14 protein-coding genes are annotated in these 17,291 nt (G+C 75.1%); 2 read left to right on the top strand and 12 right to left on the bottom strand.

The features are described from left to right. Positions 1-42: 42 nt before the first annotated feature. The 12 genes from recO to ACFU9A_RS15375 form a co-directional block, all read right to left on the bottom strand. Positions 43-774 carry a DNA repair protein RecO gene (gene recO / locus ACFU9A_RS15320; protein ID WP_430576136.1) on the bottom strand — a complete coding sequence of 244 codons (732 nt, stop codon included), beginning with the start codon at positions 772-774 and terminating at the stop codon, positions 43-45. An 89-nt stretch (positions 775-863) separates the two neighbouring features. Then, the gene (gene leuA, locus ACFU9A_RS15325; protein ID WP_430576137.1) at positions 864-2,633 is read right to left on the bottom strand and encodes a 2-isopropylmalate synthase; all 1,770 of its coding nucleotides are present in this window, start codon (positions 2,631-2,633) and stop codon (positions 864-866) included. Between the two features lie 190 nt (positions 2,634-2,823). Next, positions 2,824-4,515 carry a hypothetical protein gene (locus ACFU9A_RS15330; RefSeq protein ID WP_430576138.1) on the bottom strand — a complete coding sequence of 564 codons (1,692 nt, stop codon included), beginning with the start codon at positions 4,513-4,515 and terminating at the stop codon, positions 2,824-2,826. A 128-nt stretch (positions 4,516-4,643) separates the two neighbouring features. Continuing rightward, positions 4,644-6,209: an alpha/beta hydrolase family protein gene (locus ACFU9A_RS15335; RefSeq protein ID WP_430576139.1), complete on the bottom strand. Its 1,566-nt coding sequence runs from the start codon at positions 6,207-6,209 to the stop codon at positions 4,644-4,646. A gap of 126 nt (positions 6,210-6,335) precedes the next feature. Beyond that, positions 6,336-7,304 carry a GTPase Era gene (gene era, locus ACFU9A_RS15340; RefSeq protein WP_430576140.1) on the bottom strand — a complete coding sequence of 323 codons (969 nt, stop codon included), beginning with the start codon at positions 7,302-7,304 and terminating at the stop codon, positions 6,336-6,338. Next, positions 7,301-8,668 carry a hemolysin family protein gene (locus ACFU9A_RS15345; RefSeq protein WP_430576141.1) on the bottom strand — a complete coding sequence of 456 codons (1,368 nt, stop codon included), beginning with the start codon at positions 8,666-8,668 and terminating at the stop codon, positions 7,301-7,303. Before ACFU9A_RS15345 ends, era begins: the two co-directional genes overlap by 4 nt. Positions 8,669-8,684: 16 nt before the next feature. After that, a complete protein-coding gene (ybeY, locus tag ACFU9A_RS15350) occupies positions 8,685-9,137 on the bottom strand; it encodes an rRNA maturation RNase YbeY (protein WP_430576142.1) in 453 nt (150 codons plus the stop codon). Then, entirely contained in the window at positions 9,134-10,231 is a 1,098-nt protein-coding gene (locus tag ACFU9A_RS15355) for a PhoH family protein (RefSeq protein ID WP_430576143.1), read from the bottom strand. Before ACFU9A_RS15355 ends, ybeY begins: the two co-directional genes overlap by 4 nt. Before the next feature lie 94 nt (positions 10,232-10,325). Continuing rightward, a complete protein-coding gene (locus ACFU9A_RS15360) occupies positions 10,326-10,676 on the bottom strand; it encodes a histidine triad nucleotide-binding protein (RefSeq protein WP_430576144.1) in 351 nt (116 codons plus the stop codon). A gap of 76 nt (positions 10,677-10,752) precedes the next feature. Beyond that, positions 10,753-11,544 (bottom strand): 16S rRNA (uracil(1498)-N(3))-methyltransferase, encoded by a 792-nt coding sequence (locus ACFU9A_RS15365; RefSeq protein ID WP_430576145.1) that lies wholly within the window; start codon positions 11,542-11,544, stop codon positions 10,753-10,755. A gap of 1 nt (position 11,545) precedes the next feature. Continuing rightward, complete coding sequence (gene dnaJ, locus ACFU9A_RS15370) at positions 11,546-12,670, bottom strand: molecular chaperone DnaJ (protein WP_430576146.1); 1,125 nt, start codon at positions 12,668-12,670, stop codon at positions 11,546-11,548. Positions 12,671-12,742: 72 nt separating this feature from the next. Beyond that, entirely contained in the window at positions 12,743-13,831 is a 1,089-nt protein-coding gene (locus ACFU9A_RS15375) for an HrcA family transcriptional regulator (protein ID WP_430576147.1), read from the bottom strand. A gap of 255 nt (positions 13,832-14,086) precedes the next feature. On the opposite strand from ACFU9A_RS15375, the gene ACFU9A_RS15380 reads away from it, so the two are divergent. Beyond that, complete coding sequence (locus ACFU9A_RS15380; RefSeq protein ID WP_430576148.1) at positions 14,087-14,287, top strand: hypothetical protein; 201 nt, start codon at positions 14,087-14,089, stop codon at positions 14,285-14,287. Next, a complete protein-coding gene (locus tag ACFU9A_RS15385; protein ID WP_430576149.1) occupies positions 14,284-17,283 on the top strand; it encodes an ATP-binding protein in 3,000 nt (999 codons plus the stop codon). The genes ACFU9A_RS15380 and ACFU9A_RS15385 overlap by 4 nt, the downstream gene beginning before the upstream one ends. Positions 17,284-17,291: the final 8 nt, after the last annotated feature.

Genomic DNA, 17,291 nt, shown 5'->3' on the forward strand with positions numbered 1-17,291 from the left:
CCTCTCTCTCGGTCGTGCGCGATCCGGTCATGCGCGATCCAGTCATGCGCGCTCGATCATGCGCAGGGAACGCAGCGTGCGCTCCAGGTAGTACTGCGAGTAGGCCGCGACCAGCCCGGACGCCTCGGTGCGGTGGCGCGCGTCGGAGGCGTCCGCCGTCTCCCAGTCGCCGCCGAGCAGGGCGCCCAGCAGCGCGAACGTCTCCGGCGCGGGCGCCGTCGAGCCCGGCGGGCGGCAGCGCGAGCAGACCGCCCCGCCCTGCCCCACGGAGAACGCGTGGTGCGGGCCCGGCTCCCCGCAGCGGGCGCAGTCGGTGAACGACGGCGCCCAGCCGGCGACGGCGAGGCCGCGCAGCAGGTAGGAGTCGAGCACGAGGCCCGGGGCGTGCGCGCGCTCCGACAGGGCCCGGAGCGCCCCCGCGAGCAGCCAGTACTGCTGCACCGCGGGCTCGTGCTCGGCCGCCACCAGCCGGTCGGCGGCCTCGAGCATCGCCGCGCCGGAGGTGTACAGGGCGTAGTCCTCGCAGATGGCGCGGGCGTACGGGCCCACGGTCTCGACCTGCGTGACGGTGTCGAGGTTGCGGCCCGTGTGCAGCTGCACGTCCACGACCATGAACGGCTCCAGCCGCGCGCCGAAGCGCGACGACGTGCGGCGTACCCCGCGCCCCACCCCGCGCACCTTGCCGTGCTCGCGGGTCAGGAACGTCACGATGCGGTCCGCCTCGCCCAGCTTGTGGGTGCGCAGCACGATCGCGTCGTCTCGGTACAGGGGCACGGTCCCATTGTCCCAGCCCCCACCCACGAAAGGTGTCAGGACCAGGGCGAGGTGTACCCCACCCTGGTCCTGACGGCTCGCGGGGCGGGTCAGCCCCGGGCGGCGCGGTTCACGGCGGAGACCACGGCCTTGAGCGACGCGGTGGTGATCGACGGGTCGATGCCGACGCCCCACAGGACGTCGTCGCCCACCTGGCACTCGACGTACGCCGCGGCGGTGGCGTCGCCGCCCTCGGACAGCGCGTGCTCCGCGTAGTCCAGCACGCGCACGTCCACGCCGACCTTCGAGATCGCGTCGACGAACGCCGCGAGCGGGCCGTTGCCGGAGCCCTCCAGCGTCACGTTCTCGCCGTGGTCGACGACGTCGACCGACAGCGCGGTGGCGCCGCCCTCGGCCGACGTGGTGCGGGTCTCGCGCAGCCGCAGGCGGCCCCACGGCTCCAGGCCCCGGGCGTCGTGCTCCTCGACGGGCAGGTACTCGTCGCTGAACATCCGCCAGATGTCGGAGCCGGTCACCTCGCTGCCCTCGGCGTCCGTGTAGTGCTGCACCACGCCGGAGAACTCGATCTGCAGGCGACGGGGCAGGTCCAGCGAGTGCTCGGCGGAGAGCAGGTACGCGATGCCGCCCTTGCCGGACTGCGAGTTCACGCGGATCACGGCCTCGTACGACCGGCCCACGTCCTTCGGGTCGATCGGCAGGTACGGGACGCCCCAGGTCAGGTCGTCCATGGCCTTGCCCTCGGCCTCGGCGCGGGCCGCCATGTGCTCGAAGCCCTTCTTGATCGCGTCCTGGTGGGAGCCGGAGAACGCGGTGAAGACCAGGTCGCCCACGTACGGGTGCCGCTCGTGCACCGGGATCTGGTTGCAGTGCTCCACGGTGCGGCGGATGCCGTCCATGTCGGAGAAGTCGATCTGCGGGTCGATGCCCTGGCCGAACAGGTTCATGCCGAGCGTCACCAGGTCGACGTTGCCCGTGCGCTCGCCGTTGCCGAACAGGCAGCCCTCGATGCGGTCCGCGCCGGCCTGGTAGCCCAGCTCCGCGGCGGCGACCGCGGTGCCGCGGTCGTTGTGCGGGTGCAGGGACAGCACGACGTGCTCGCGGAAGGCGAGGTTCCGGTTCATCCACTCGATCGAGTCGGCGTAGACGTTCGGGGTGGCCATCTCCACCGTCGCCGGCAGGTTGATGATCACGGGGCGCTCGGCCGTGGGCTCCAGCACCTCCAGCACCTCGTTGCAGATGCGGGCGGCGAACTCGAGCTCCGTGCCGGTGTACGACTCGGGCGAGTACTCGTAGTAGACCGTCGTCTCGGGGACGGTCTCCTCGAGCTTGCGGCACAGGCGGGCGCCCTGCAGGGCGATGTCGACGATGCCGTCCATGTCGCTGCGGAAGACGACCTCGCGCTGCAGGATCGACGTCGAGTTGTAGATGTGCACGATCGCCTGCTTGGCGCCGCGGATCGCGTCGTAGGTGCGCTCGATGAGGTGGTCGCGGCACTGGGTGAGCACTTGGATGACCACGTCGTCGGGGATGCGGCCCGTGTCGATGAGCTGGCGCACGAAGTCGAAGTCCGTCTGCGACGCGGACGGGAAGCCGACCTCGATCTCCTTGTAGCCCATCTGCACGAGCAGGTCGAACATGCGCAGCTTGCGCTCGGCGTCCATCGGCTCGATGAGGGCCTGGTTCCCGTCGCGCAAGTCGACGGCGCACCAGCGGGGCGCCGTGCTGATCCGCCGGTCGGGCCACGTGCGGTCCGGCAGGTCGACGCGGATCTGCTCGTGGAAGGGGACGTAGCGCGTGTACGGCATCCCGGAGGGGCGCTGCGGGTTGGCGCCGGCGATGCCGTCGGGGTGGTGGGTCATGGTGTCGCGTCCTTCGGTGGGGGCTCGGTGACCGTGGTCCCGGGTTCGGGACCGACGGTCGTGACCAGTCGGCCGGCGCGCCACAACCTCCGCGACGGGGGGTCCGGCCTTAGAGGGCCCCGCCGCGGCACCGAAGGAGGAGGCTCACCGTGCGATGCACGCTGCCACGGTACACCTTCGTCACGGCCCGTCAGCGCCGTGACCGCAGGGCGGCGTCGACGGCCGGGTCGCCGAGCGCGCCGAGCCAGTCGAGCAGCGCCGGGTACGTCGACGGGTTGGCCGCGACGTACGACCGCAGGTGGGGCGCCTCGGCCGCGATCCGCGCCAGGTCGGCGAGCGGCGTGGCCGGGTCCATCGCCTGCGCAGCGCTCCAGCCGGGAGCCTGCGCCACCGGCGCCTGGACCGGCGGCAGCACCTGCGTGGAGTCGGGCGCCTGCTGGACGCGCACCGGCTCCATCTGCTGGGTGGCGTCCATCGGGCGCTCCGCCGCGACGGGCCGCGTCGCGGCGACCGGGGCGGAGGCCGGCCTCGACCTCGGCGCGACCGAGGTGGGTGCGGACGCCGGCCGGCCCGCGTCCGGCGTGACGGCCGCCGGGGCGGCTCCGGTCGTCGGCGCGACGACGGCGACGGGGACGGCCTCGCCGAAGGACCGCTCCGCGGCCGGCTCGGTCAGGGGCTCCGCGGCGGGCTCGGGCGCCTCGGGCGCCGAGGCCGCGAGCTCGCGGACCGACGGCGGCACCAGCAGCACGGCCAGCGCGATGCCCGGCAGCCCGAAGGCGATCAGCAGCTCCTCCACGTTGGACTGCGTGCCCAGGCCGGCGCGCGCGACGACGATCACCAGGCCCAGCACGACGAGCACGCAGGAGGCGCCGACGGCGGTGACGTGGCCCGAGCGCGGGTCGCGCTCCAGGGCGCGCCGGGCCGCGAAGGCGACCGCGACCATGAGGACGCCGACGACCAGGCGCAGCACCAGGGCCACCGCGACCCCGTCGTCGATGATCCGGACCAGGGCGACCAGGGCCACGAACGCCGCGACGAGCGCCACCAGGCCGAGGGCCCGCTCGGCCACCGCGACCCAGCGCCGCGCCCGCACGTCGTCGGGCTCGTCGGCCGTCCGCGCGCCGTCGTCGACGATGCGCCGCGCGGTGACGGCCGCGACCACCGGCAGCAGGAGCAGGCCGAGGCGCTGCTCGTGCACGCTCTCGAACCACGGGCGCAGGTTGCCGCCGGAGAACAGGACGAGCTCGAGGGCCACCGCGCCGCCCAGCGCGAGGAGCACGTAGCCGGCCGACAGGTCGCCGGACCGCAGGTAGGTGCCGACGGTGAACCACAGGACGCCGAGCACCACGAGGGCGTTGAGGGTGCCGACGACCGACGTCGTCCACGACGCGCCCTGCACGAGCGAGGCGAGGGGCGTGGCCAGCGTGCCGAGCGCGACGACCCCGGCGACGACGGCGGGCAGGTGCACCCAGCGGGTCGCCGCCGCGAGCGCGGCGCCGGCCAGCCCGACCGCGAGCCCGGCCCCGACGCCGCCCGCGGCGTCCGCGGGCGCGGTGGCGTCCAGCACGAGGTACACGACGGCGACGACCGCGTACGGGACGCAGGCGATCGCGACGGTGCGGCGCGCGGTCAGCACGTCCCAGGAGGACGGGCCGATACCGCCGCGGCGCAGGTAGGGGGCGGCGACGGCGAGCAGCGCCAGCACCGTGACGAGCACGATCTCGAGGCGGTCGCTGCCACGGTGCGCGTGGTCCCACGGGAGCGGGAGCGCGACGAGGAGCGCGAACGCCGCCACGACGTCGCGCACGAGCTCACGGACCGGCACCCCGCCGAACGGCGAGCGCTCCTGCTCGGGTGCGTCGGTGGTTGCGGGATCGGTCATGCGGGTCTCTCCATGGTGCTCCGGGGCGGGCGGCGGCGCGTGCACGCCTCCGCTCCGTTTCTACCCGACGCGGCGCCCCGGCGTCGTGTCCCGCGCGGGTGGGTTGGTCACACCACCCGCGCGAGGGGTCAGATCCCGAGCTGGTACACGCCCCAGTACGCGAGGGTGCACAGCAGCAGGAGCGCGCCGGCCAGGGTGGCCCAGAAGGTCACGACCGCGGGCCACCCGCGCGCCACCGCGACGTCCGCGCCGCCCCGGCGCTCCGCGCGGGCGTCGGCCACCCGCCGGATCACGAGCGCCCCGGCCACCGCCGTCGCGACGCCGAGCAGCCGCACGACGATCCAGCCGCCCTGCACGACGAGGTCGTCGCGCTGGTAGTCCAGGGCGAGCCGCGCGACCGACAGCAGGTAGAACACGAGCGCAGCCATCGTCGCGACGGTGCCCAGCCCGAGCCCCAGGAGGGACGAGCGCAGCCCGCGGGCGAGCCGCGGCGCCGTCGTCGTCGACCGCCGCAGCACGACGCGACGCACGAGCGCGTGCGCCGACCAGACCAGCGGCCCGAGGACCAGCAGCCCGATCCCCACGATCACCGCGCCCACGACGATGTCGCCGTTGCCCCACCAGCGCGGCTGGGGCACGGCGGACGCGAGGTAGAGCTGGTTCGGGGTGTCGCCGGCGATGCGGGGCGGCGCGGCGGCCGTCCCCGGCATCCCCTGCACCCAGGTCGCGACGTCGCGCGCGAAGTCGGGGTGCAGGTGCATCTCGCCGTCCTGGGGCACGTTGATGCCGTGGTTCGCGCCCTGGTAGTAGCGGACGGTCACCGGGGCCTGGTCGCCGTTCACGGAGGTGTCGGCGATGACCTGCCGGGCGCCCTGCTCGATCGGCATCGACGGGTCCGCCGTGCCGTAGACCACGAGGACGGGCGCGGTCTGCTTCTCGAGCCACGGCCGCACGTCGAAGTCGGCGTACTGGAACCCGCCGCCGGGCAGCTGCATGCCCACCGCGCGCGGGATCGCGCGGAACACCTGCTCGGGCACGCCGGTGTTGCGCAGGTAGCTGTCCACGGCGAAGGCCGCCTGCTGGCGGGGCGGCACGACGGGCGCGGACACGAGGATGGTGAACGCGATCGTCGGGTCCTGCGCCTGCATCACCGGCACGATCCAGGTGCCCTCGGACTCGCCGTAGACGCCGACCTCGTCCGGGTCCACCCCGTCGACGGTGCGCAGCAGCTGGACCGAACGCTCGTAGTCGCCGGCCATCGCGACGTAGTCCCGGTCGCGGGTGGTGTAGGTGTCCAGGCGCTTGTCGGGCACCAGCGTGACCACGCCCGCGCTCGCGAGCGCCGTGGCCGACTCGATGAAGGCGACGGTGGACTTGCCCGTGCCGGCGCCGTGCACGTAGACGACGCCGGGGCGGTCGTGCAGGGGCGCGCCGTCCTCGCCGAGGGGCTGGCGCAGCAGGCCCTGCACGACGGCGCCGTCGAGCGGGATCGTCACGGTGGTCTCGCGGACCTCGAACTCGCCGACGGTCCCGATGTCGGCGTCGGGGTCGACGCCGCCGATCGTGGTGTCCGTCGTGGCGGGGACCAGGTGGTCGGTGACGGGCACCGGGTCCCACTGCGGGCCGGCCACCGCCCCGGTCAGTGCCAGGCCCACCAGGATCGCCGCCGTCGTCGCAATAGTCCGGAACACCACGTAGCGATGCTACTCGGCGTGGCCTGCGCCGACGGCCCGGAAATCCCCCGCGGCCTCGGGGGACGTCCCCCGTGCCGAGGGGCGCCCCCGCCGCCCGGGCGGCGGGGGTCGGAGCACGCGGACCGCTCAGAACCCCAGGCGCTGGAGCTGCTTCGGGTCGCGCTGCCAGTCCTTCGCGACCTTCACGTGCAGGTCGAGGTACACCCGCGTGCCGAGCAGCTTCTCGATCCCCTGACGCGCGGTGGTGCCCACCTCGCGCAGTCGCGCCCCGCCCTTGCCGATGACGATCGCCTTCTGGCTGTCGCGCTCCACGAACAGGTTCACCCGCACGTCGAGCAGCGGCGGGCGCCCCTTCGCGGGGTCGCCGCTGCCCTCGCGCTCGAGGATCTCCTCGACCACGACGGCCAGGGAGTGCGGCAGCTCGTCGCGGACGCCCTCCAGGGCCGCCTCGCGCACCAGCTCCGCGACCATGACCTGCTCGGGCTCGTCGGTCAGCTCGCCGCCCGGGTAGAGCTCGGGCCCCTCGGGCAGGTGCGCGACCAGGACGTCGGTGAGCTCGTCGACCTGGTAGCCGTCGCGCGCCGAGACGGGCACGATGGCGGACCAGTCGCGGTCCACCGAGCGGGCGAGCTCGTCGACGGCGAGGAGGTGCTCCATCAGCCGGCCGCGGTCGACGAGGTCCGACTTGGTCACGACGGCGACGACGGGCACCGCGCGCCGGCCCTCCATGAGCGGCGCGAGCTGGGCCGCGATGTACCGGTCGCCCGGGCCGATCTTCTGGTCGGCGGGCAGGCAGAACGCGATGACGTCGACCTCGCCGAGCGTGTCCTGCACCAGCGCGTTGAGCCGCTCGCCCAGCAGGGTGCGCGGGCGGTGCAGCCCGGGGGTGTCCACCAGCACGAGCTGGGCGTCGTCACGGTGCACGATGCCGCGGATGGTGTGCCGCGTGGTCTGCGGCCGCGCGGACATGATCGCGACCTTCTCCCCCACCAGGGCGTTGGTGAGCGTCGACTTGCCGACGTTGGGTCGCCCGACGAGGCAGGCGAAGCCGGAGCGGTGCGGGGCGGCGCCGGGGCGCGCGGGGTCGGTGGTCATGCGTGTGCTTCCTTCTGGTCTGGCGGTGCGACTCCGTCGCCCGCTGCTGTGTCGTCGTCCGTGGGTGCCGCGCGCTGCACGAGCAGCGTGGCGAGCTGCTTGCGGCGGCCCTCGACGCGGTCGGCCACGAGGTGCAGGCCGCCGACGTCGGCCGTCGAGCCGGTGAGCGGCACCTTGCCGAGCGCCTTCGCGAGCAGGCCGCCGGCCGTGTCCACGTCGTCGTCGTCGAGCCGCAGGTCGAACAGCTCGCCGAGCTCGTCGACCGGCATCCGGGCGGACACGAGGAACGTGCCGTCCCCCAGGTCCTCCGGCTCGACGACGGGCGCGGTGTCGTGCTCGTCGGTCAGCTCGCCGACCAGCTCCTCGATGACGTCCTCGACGGTGACGAGGCCGGCGATGCCACCGTACTCGTCCACGACGAGGGCGATGTGGGAGCGGGAGGCCTGCATCTCGCGCAGCAGCTCGTCCGCGGGCTTCGACTCGGGCACGAAGACGGCGTCGCGGGCGACCGAGACCACGGGGCGGGAGCCCGCGCCGGGCTCGCCCTCCAGCACCCGCGCGACGTCCTTGAGGTAGGCGACGCCCACCAGGTCGTCCACCTCCTCGCCGACGACGGGGACGCGCGAGTACCCGGAGCGCAGGAAGAGCCGCATGGCCTTGCGCAGCGGCGTCGCCGCCGTCACCGTCACCATGTCGGTGCGCGGCACCATCACCTCGCGGGTCAGGGTGCCGCCGAGCTCGACGACCGAGCGGATGAGCTCGCGCTCGGCGTCCTCGATCGCCTCGTTGTCGCGCACGCGCTCGGCCACCTCGCGCAGCGCGTCCTCGCCCGGGTCGTGCTCGCCGTCGCGCTCGCCGGACCGGCCGGCGGCCCGCTCGCTCGTCCGGTCGGTGAGCCAGGCCGCGCCCCGGTGCACCCCGGAGAGCGGGCCCGCCAGGGCCAGGAGCACCGGCAGCGGCCGGCGCAGGCCGAGGGCGCGCGGGCTCAGGCGCACGAAGACGACGCCCGCCGCGAGGCCCACGACCGCGGCGACGAGCAGCACCTGCCACCACGTGTCGAACCAGTCCGCGATCATGAGGGTGGCCGCCGCGAGGGCGACGGTCTCGGCGAAGACGCGCACGAGGGCGAACGCCGCCACCGCCGCCGGCGGGTCCACGACCAGGCCCTGCACGGCCCGCAGCCGGGCCAGCCGGGTGCGGCGCGCGGTGGGCGTGAGCTCCTCGGACGTCTCGGCCTCGATGACCGCGTCGGCCACCGAGGTGCGCGTGATCCGCAGCACCGCCGCCTCGCCCGCCGACAGCATCCCCGCGAGGGCGAGCGCGACCAGCGCCACCAGGGCCAGCAGCAGCTCGGGTCCGTCCATCAGGCCACCGCCGCCGTCACCGGCCGGCGAGGAAGGTGAGCAGGAGGCGTCGCTGCAGCGCGAACATCTCCTTCTCCTCCTCCGGCTCGGCGTGGTCGTAGCCGAGCAGGTGCAGGATGCCGTGCGTGGTGAGGAGCAGCAGCTCCTCCGCCGTCGAGTGGCCCGCGACCTGCGCCTGCTGGGCGGCCACCTCCGGGCACAGCACGACGTCGCCGAGCGTGCCGGGCGGCGCCTCCTCGCCCTCGCGGCCCGGGCGCAGCTCGTCCATCGGGAACGACAGCACGTCCGTGGGGCCGGGCTCGTCCATCCACTGCACGTGCAGCTCCGTCATGACCGTCGTGTCGACGAACATGATGGAGAGCTCGCTGCGCGGGTGCACGTGCAGCGCGTCCAGCACGTACCGTCCCAGCGCCGCGAACTCGGCCTCGTCGACCTCGACGCCCGACTCGTTCGCCACCTCGATGCTCATGACCTGCGTGCCCCTCGTTCGTACGGGCCGCGGCCCTGTCGTCCTTGTCGCGCTTGTCGTCCCTGGTCGGGTCGCGCCGTCGCGACGTCCCACCGCGCGTACGCGTCGATGATGTCGCTGACGAGCTTGTGCCGCACGACGTCCGCCGAGGTCAGCCGGCAGAACTCGACGTCGTCGACGCCGGTGAGGATGTCCTCGACGACCCGCAGGCCCGACGTCGTGCCGCCGGGCAGGTCGACCTGCGTGGCGTCCCCCGTGATGACCATCGTGGAGCCGAAGCCGAGGCGCGTGAGGAACATCTTCATCTGCTCGGCCGAGGTGTTCTGCGCCTCGTCCAGGATGATGAAGGAGTCGTTGAGCGAGCGGCCCCGCATGTAGGCCAGGGGGGCCACCTCGATCGTGCCGGCCTCGATGAGCCGCGGGATCGCGTCGGGGTCCATCATGTCGTGCAGCGCGTCGTACAGCGGCCGCAGGTACGGGTCGATCTTGTCGCTCAGGGAGCCGGGCAGGAAGCCGAGCTTCTCCCCCGCCTCGACGGCCGGCCTGGTGAGCACGATGCGGTTCACGCGCTTGGCCTGCAGGGCCTGCACGGCCTTGGCCATCGCGAGGTAGGTCTTGCCGGTGCCCGCCGGGCCGATGCCGAACGTGATCGTGTTCGCGTCGATCGCCTCGACGTAGTGCTTCTGGCCCACCGTCTTGGGGCGGATGGTGCGGCCGCGGCTCGACAGGATGTTGAAGGTGAGCACCTCGGCCGGACGCTGGGCGGAGGCCGCCGTGAGCATCTGGACCGACCGCGCCACGACCTCGGGAGTCAACGGCGTGCCCGACTCGACCACCTCGACGAGCTCGTCGAGCAGGCGGGAGACGAGGGCGACCTCGCCGGCGGGGCCGCTCACCACGATCTCGTTGCCGCGCGCGTGCACGTCGACGCCCGGGAACCCGTCCTCGACGGCCCGCAGCACGGAGTCCCTGCTGCCGAGCAGGGCGACCATCGGCACGTGCGTGGGCACCACGATGCGGTGCTCGGTGGACCGTTCGGCGTGCGCGGCCGACGCGCCGGGGGTGCCGGAGGCGGCGTGGGGTGTCGATGTCATGGGGCCGGCTGCGCCGGGGCCCTCCTTCGCGAGACGGGTTTCGTGGGCGACACGAGTCTATCGAGCGGGCGCCCACCCCGGCACGCCGTTTCCGTCAGGCGGGGGTCCAGCCGAGCTTCGCGCCGGCCAGCACGTGGCCATGCACGTGGAAGACGCTCTGCCCGGCGCGGGGGCCGGAGTTGAAGATGAAGCGGTACTGGCCGTCGGCGAGGTCGCCGGCCACGCGGTCGGCCAGGCCGACCACCTCGGCCAGCAGGGCCGGGTCCGCGACGGCGAGCGTCGCGACGTCGCCGTGGTGCTCCTTCGGCACCACGAGGACGTGCACCGGGGCCTTCGGGTCGATGTCGCGGAACGCGATCACGCGGTCCGAGCTGGCGACCACGTCCGCGGGCAGGTCGCCGGCGACGATCTTGCAGAACAGGCAGTCGGTGGTGGCGCTCGTCATGCCCCGGACGTTACCGCGCCGCGGTGCCTCCCCGCGCGGTCGCGCCGGCCGGGGGTGCCGCTCCGGACGCGTCGGGTCAGGACCAGCGCCCGAGGCGCTCGCACAGCAGCGCGACGGCGACGGGGCCGGCGGTGGACGTCCGCAGCACGTGCGGGCCCAGCCGCGCGGCGACGGCGCCCGCCTCCTCGAGGGCGGCGACCTCCGCGTCGGCGATGCCGCCCTCAGGACCGACGACGAGCAGCACCGCCGGGGCGCCGGCCCCGTCCGTCCCCGCCCCGGGCGACCCCGCGGGCAGCGGGACCCGTGCGAGCGGGACGGTCGCCTCCTCGTGCAGCACCACGGCGGCCCCGCCCGCCGCGACGACCTCGCGGACGCGGGCGGCGAGCTGGCGCGTGGTGACCGGCTCTGCCACGGGCGGCAGGCACGCGCGCCGCGCCTGCTTCACGGCCGATCGCACGGTCGCGACCCACTTGGCGTGCGACTTCGCGGCCCGCTGCCCGCGCCACACGACGACGGACCGGTCGGCCTGCCACGGCACCACGGCGTCGACCCCGACCTCGACGGCGGCCTCCACGGCCAGCTCGTCCCGGTCGCCCTTGGCCAGCGCCTGCACCAGCGTGAGCACGACGGCGGGCGCGGGCTCCGCGACCACCTCGTCGACGCGCAGGCGCACCTCGCCGCCCTCGACGACGTCGACCACGCAGCGCAGCCGCGTCCCCGCGCCGTCGACGACGTCCAGCCGCTCGCCGGGGCCGCGGCGCTGCACGACACCCGCGTGCCGCCCCTCCGCGCCGTCGAGCACGTAGACGTCGCCCGCGGACAGCGCGCCGAGCGCGCCGCCCTCGGCGAGGAAGACGGGCGCGCTCACCTCAGCGGCCGCTCAGCTTGTCGCGCAGCCGCGAGAAGACCCCCGGGTGCGCCGCGGTCAGCCGCGGCTCCGGGCGCTCCTCGCCGCGCAGCGTGGCCAGCGAGCGCAGCAGCTCCGTCTGCTCCTCGTCCAGGGCGGTGGGCACCTGGACGTCGACGTGCACGTTGAGGTCGCCGCGCCCGCCCGCGTGCAGGTGGCCGACGCCCAGGCCCTTGAGCGTCACGACCTGCCCCGGCTGGGTGCCCGGGCGCAGGTCGATCTCCTGCTCGCCGTCGAGCGTCTCCAGGTCGAGGACGGTGCCGAGCGCGGCCGCCGTCATCGGCACCTGCAGCGTGCAGTGCAGGTCGTCGCCGCGCCGCACGAACGTGTCGTGCGGCTTCTCGCGGATCTCGACGTACAGGTCGCCGGCGGGGCCGCCGCCGGGGCCGACCTCGCCCTGCGAGGTGAGCTTGATGCGCGTGCCCGTGTCGACGCCGGCCGGCACGTTGACCGTGAGGGTGCGGCGCGAGCGCACGCGCCCCTCGCCGGAGCAGTCCGCGCACGGCTCGGGGATGACGGTGCCGAAGCCCTGGCACGCGGCGCAGGGCGCGGTCGTCATGACCTGGCCGAGGAAGGAGCGCGCCACACGCTGCACGTTGCCGCGGCCCTGGCAGACCTCGCAGGTCTTGAGGTCGGTGCCGGGCCGGCAGCCGTTGCCGCCGCAGGTGCCGCACACGACGGCGGTGTCCACCTGCAGCTCGCGCTTGGCGCCGAACGCGGCCTCGGCGAGGTCGATGTCCATGCGCACGAGGGCGTCCTGGCCGCGGCGGGCGCGCGGCACGGGGCCGGCGGGCGCCCCGCCGCCGCCGAAGAACGTCTCGAAGATGTCCTGGAAGCCGAACCCGTTGCCGAAGCCGGCGCCGGCGCCGCCGGACGGCGAGCTCGGGTCCACCCCCATGTCGTACTGCTGGCGCTTGTCCGGGTTGGACAGCACCTCGTAGGCGCGGGCGACGTCCTTGAAGCGGTCCTCGCCGGCCTCGCCGGCGACGTCGGGGTGCAGCTCGCGGGCGAGCTTGCGGTACGCCTTCTTGATCTGCTCGGCCGAGGCGTCGCGGGGGACGCCCAGGATCTCGTAGTAGTCGGTCACAGGTCTCTCTTCGGTGACGTGTCGGTGACGTGCACGGTCAGGTCGTCTGGTTCGGGGGTTCCCCGGGGGCCGTCAGCTGGGCAGCACCCGGGACAGGTAGCGGGCGACGGCGCGCACCGAGGCGATCGTGCCCGGGTAGTCCATCCGGGTGGGGCCGATCGACCCCAGGATGGCCACCGTGTCGCCGTCGGTCCCGTAGCCGGAGGCGACGACGGAGGTCTCGATGAGGCCGTCGAGACGGTTCTCGTGGCCGATGCGGATCCCGACCCCGGGGCCGGGCTCCGCGGCCAGCTCGGTGAGGAGCCCGAGCAGCACCACCTGCTCCTCGAGCGCCTCGAGCACGGGGCTGAGCCCCTGCTCGAAGCGCATCTCGGCGCGGGCGAGGTTCGCGGTGCCGGCGAGGACGATGCGGTCCTCGCGCTGTGCGCCGAGGGTGTCGACCACGAGGTCGGCGATCCCGCGGGCCAGCGGGGCCAGCTCGGCGTCCAGCCCGCCCACGACGCGCGCGAACGCGTCCGGCAGGTCCACGAGCCGCTGGCCCGCGGCCGCCGCGTTGAGGCGGCCCCGCAGCTCGCCGAGCGTGCCCTCGTCGAGGGCACCCAGGTCGGGCGCCGGGCCGGCCGGCGAGTCCACCGTGACGACGGCGGGCTCCGCGCCGGGCCCCGCGCCGACGTCGAGGAAGCGCTGCTCCACGCGGCCGGTGTCCGTGATCACGACGACCAGGAGGCGCGCGCCCCCGACGGGGACGATCTCCAGGTGGCGCAGGCCGGACACCCGCAGCGACGGGTACTGGACCACGGCGACCTGCCCGGTGAGCTGGGCGATGAGCCGCCCGGCACGGCCGAGCACGTCGTCCAGGTCGATCGCCTCGGACAGGAACGTCTCGATCGCCCGGCGCTGCGGGCTGGTCAGGGGCCGCACCTCGGCGAGGCGGTCGACGAAGAGGCGGTACCCCTTGTCGGTGGGGATGCGGCCGGCCGAGGTGTGCGGCTGGGCGATGTACCCGGCCTCCTCGAGCGCGGCCATGTCGTTGCGGATCGTGGCGGGCGAGACGCCGAGGCCGTGCCGCTCCGTGAGCATGCGCGACCCCACCGGCTCGCGCGTGTGGACGTAGTCCTCCACGATCGCGCGCAGCACGGCCAGCCGACGTTCCTCGCTCACGGTCCTCCCTCGTGTGGCGCGCGCGTGCACGACGCTTAGCACTCTCGTATCCCGAGTGCCATCCTACGCGGGGTCACGACAGGTCCGCGGGAGGCCCGCCCGGCATGCCCCGGCCCCCGTCTGAGGTACCCCGGCCCCCGTCTGAGGTACCCCTCCGCCCGAAGATGCGGCACCTGACCGATCCGCCGCCGTACCTCAGGAGCCGAAGGTGGAACCACCGGCAGCCACCGGGGCTTCCGGCGAAGGAGATCCGTGATGAACGAGTTCCTGTACTACGACGAGTTCCGCCTCCGCGAGGCGGAGGCCGAGCAGACGCTGCTCCAGGACGTCGAGCGTCGGGAGGCCATGACCGGCGGCGACCGGCGGGGGCGCGGCCGTGCCGCGGCCCGTCGCCGGGCCGACCGTCGCGCCTGGGGCCTGCTGCCCGCGGGCCTGAGCCGGTCCTGGACGCTGTGACCGACCCGGTGACGGCGGCCGCGGCGCCCGCCGCGGACCACGTCTCGCCGGTCGGCGCGACCCCGGCGGGCGCACCGCCGGCCTGGCACGATGACGAGGTGCCCGCCACCTCGACCGGGTCGGCCCTCGGGCCGCACCCCACCCTCCCCTCGCGACCGCCCATGATCGGTCGCGAGGCCGACCTCGCCGCCCTTCGCGACGCGTTCGCCGCAGCCCTCGGGGGCACCGGCGGCACCGTCGTGGTGGGCGGCGAGGCCGGTATCGGCAAGACCCGGCTCGTGGCCGAGTTCCTCACCGGGCTCGCCGGGCTCACCGGGCTCACCGACGCCGCGGGCGCCGGCACCCTCGTGCTGCACGGGCAGTGCGCAGACTCCGGCTCCGGCCCGCTCCCCTACGCGGCGCTCACGGGCGTCCTCGCCGACGTGCTGGACGCGCTCGGCCCCGAGGGCACCCTCGAGGCGGCCGGGCCGGCCGCCGACGCGCTCGGCACGCTCGCCCCCGGGCTGGTCGAGGTGCGGCGCGACGTCGACCACGGCCGCCTGCCCGAGGTGCTCGCCGACCTCGTCTCGGCCGTCTCCGCGACGCGGCCGGTCGTCCTCGTGCTCGAGGACCTGCACTGGTCCGACGACGTGACCCGGACCGTCGTCGCCCGGCTGGCGCGGTCCGCACCGCGGTCGACCCTCCTGGTGGTCGCCACCTACCGCAGCGACGACGTCGGGCGCCGCCACCCGCTGCGCACGACCCTGGCCGAGCTGGAGCGCTCGCGCCTGGCCGCCCGCGTCGAGCTGGCCCGCCTGGACGCCGCCGACGCCGCCCGCCTGGTCACGACCCTCGTCACCACGCGCGGCCGAGGCCGCGAGCTGCCCGGCCCGGTGCTCGGCGAGCTCGCCGAGCGCTCCGAGGGCGTGCCGTTCTACGCCGAGGAGCTCGCGGCGTTCGCGGGCGAGGCGATGCCGGTGTCCCTGCGCGACCTGCTGCTGCTGCGCTACTCGGCCCTGAGCGACGCCGCCCAGACCTTCTGTCGCACGGTGGCGGCCGCCGGCCCGCACGCCCCCCACGGCCTGCTCACCGCGATGCTCGGCGAGGACGGGCTCGAGGACGCCGAGGACGCCGCCCGCGAGGCCGTCGAGGCGCACGTGCTCGTGGCCGACGGCGACGGCTACCGGTTCCGCCACGCCCTCATGCAGGAGGCGGTCGACCACGAGCTGCTGCCCGGCGAGGCGCGCCGCCTCCATGCCGCGTGCGCCCGCTCCCTCGAGGAGACCGGCCGCACGCTCGCGGACGCCGCGGCCGCCGCCGACCACTGGTGGCGGGCCCGCGTGCCCGACCGCGCGCTGGCCGCGGCGGTCCAGGTCGTCACGTCCTCCGAGCCGGACGGCGCCACGTCGACGGCCGTCGCGGCCGGCGAGCGCGCGCTGGAGCTGTGGGACCTGGTGCCCGACGCGGACCGGGTGGCCGGGCAGCACCGCGCGTCGCTCCTGCGGCACGTCGCCGCCGCGCTGCAGGACGCCGCACAGGTGGACCGGGGGGCCGGCCTCGCACGGGAGGCCGTCGCGGAGTGGCCCGCCGACGACCCGGCCGGGCGGGCGCAGGCCCTCTCGACGCTGGCGCACATCCTCGGCAAGGCGGGCGACCCCGCGTCCGACGGCCTCATCGACGAGGCGCTGGCCCTCCTCCCCGCGGACGACCACGCGGGACGGGCGCCGCTGCTGCGGCTCAAGGCCCGCAACGCGATGATGGACGCGCGCGACGTCGAGGCGGTCGCTGTGGCCGGCGAGGCGCTCGCCGCCGCGCGGGCGGCCGGGGACGAGAAGAACTTCTCCCTCGCCCTCAACATGCGGGCCATGAGCCGGATCAACGGCGGGGACCTCGACGGGCTCGAGGAGCTCGAGCTGTCGGGCGTGGTCGCGGGCGACGACTGGCGCGCCCAGTGCCACTACTACACGAACGCCGCGGACATCCGGCTCAAGCTCGGGCAGTACGCGGCGGCGGAGTCCCTGGCCGAGACCGGCGCACGGCTGGCGCGCGCCCTCGGCGCGGGGTGGGCCACCCGCGCGATGCTCGAGGGGAACGTGGCCGAGGCCTGGATCGAGCTGGGGCGGTGGGCCGACGCCGCGGACTGGTACGAGCGGTCGGTGCCGCTGATCGACCTCAGCGACTACTCCGTCTACCTGGGTGAGCGGTGGACGTGGCTGACGATGTGGCGCGGGGACGTCGGGGCGGCCCAGTCGCGGGCCCTCGCGCACCGGGCGACCTGGCTCCGGTTCGGCCGGGTCGAGGAGCAGATCCGGGCACGCGTCGCCGGGACGCTCGCGGAGCTCGCGCTCCTGCGCGACGACCTGGACGACGCGCTCGACCTCGTGTCCATCGCGCTCGAGGAGGGCTCCCTGTCCTCCTACTACCGCCTGTCCGTGCTGGCGGTCGCCGCCCGGGTGCTCGACCGTGCGCGCGCCGCCGGCCGGCCCGTGGACGTCGCCCCGTACCGGGCCGCGCTCGCGACCTGCGCGTCGTGGCCCACCTACCCCACGTGGGCGGCGGTGTTCGCGGCGGAGCTCGGCGACGGCTCCTGGGAGGCCGTGCTCGCCGCCGACGGGCCGGCGTCCCTGCGGCCCTACGCCCTGTTCCGCGACGGCGGGTCCCTGCTCGCGACGGGCGACCGCCAGGCCGCCAGGGTGCGCCTCGAGGCCGCGGTCGAGGCGGCCGAGGCCATCGGCTGCGGGCTCGTCGCCGACCAGGCGCGGGCACTGCTGGACGGCGCCGGCCTCGGCCGCGTCCGTGGCCGAGGCGGCCGCGCCCCGGCGGCGGAGCGGGCGCTCACGGAGCGCGAGAGCCAGGTGCTCGCGCTCGTCGCCGAGGGGCTGACGAACGGGCAGATCGCCGAGCGCCTGTTCATCAGCCGCAAGACGGCGTCGGTCCACGTGTCCGCCATCCTGCGCAAGCTCGGCGTCGCCAGCCGCACCGAGGCCGCCGTCGTCGCGCGCTCCGAGACCCCGTGACGAGCTCC

It is taken from the genome of Isoptericola sp. NPDC057653, from assembly GCF_042799955.1.
In the GTDB taxonomy this organism is placed as follows: domain Bacteria; phylum Actinomycetota; class Actinomycetes; order Actinomycetales; family Cellulomonadaceae; genus Isoptericola.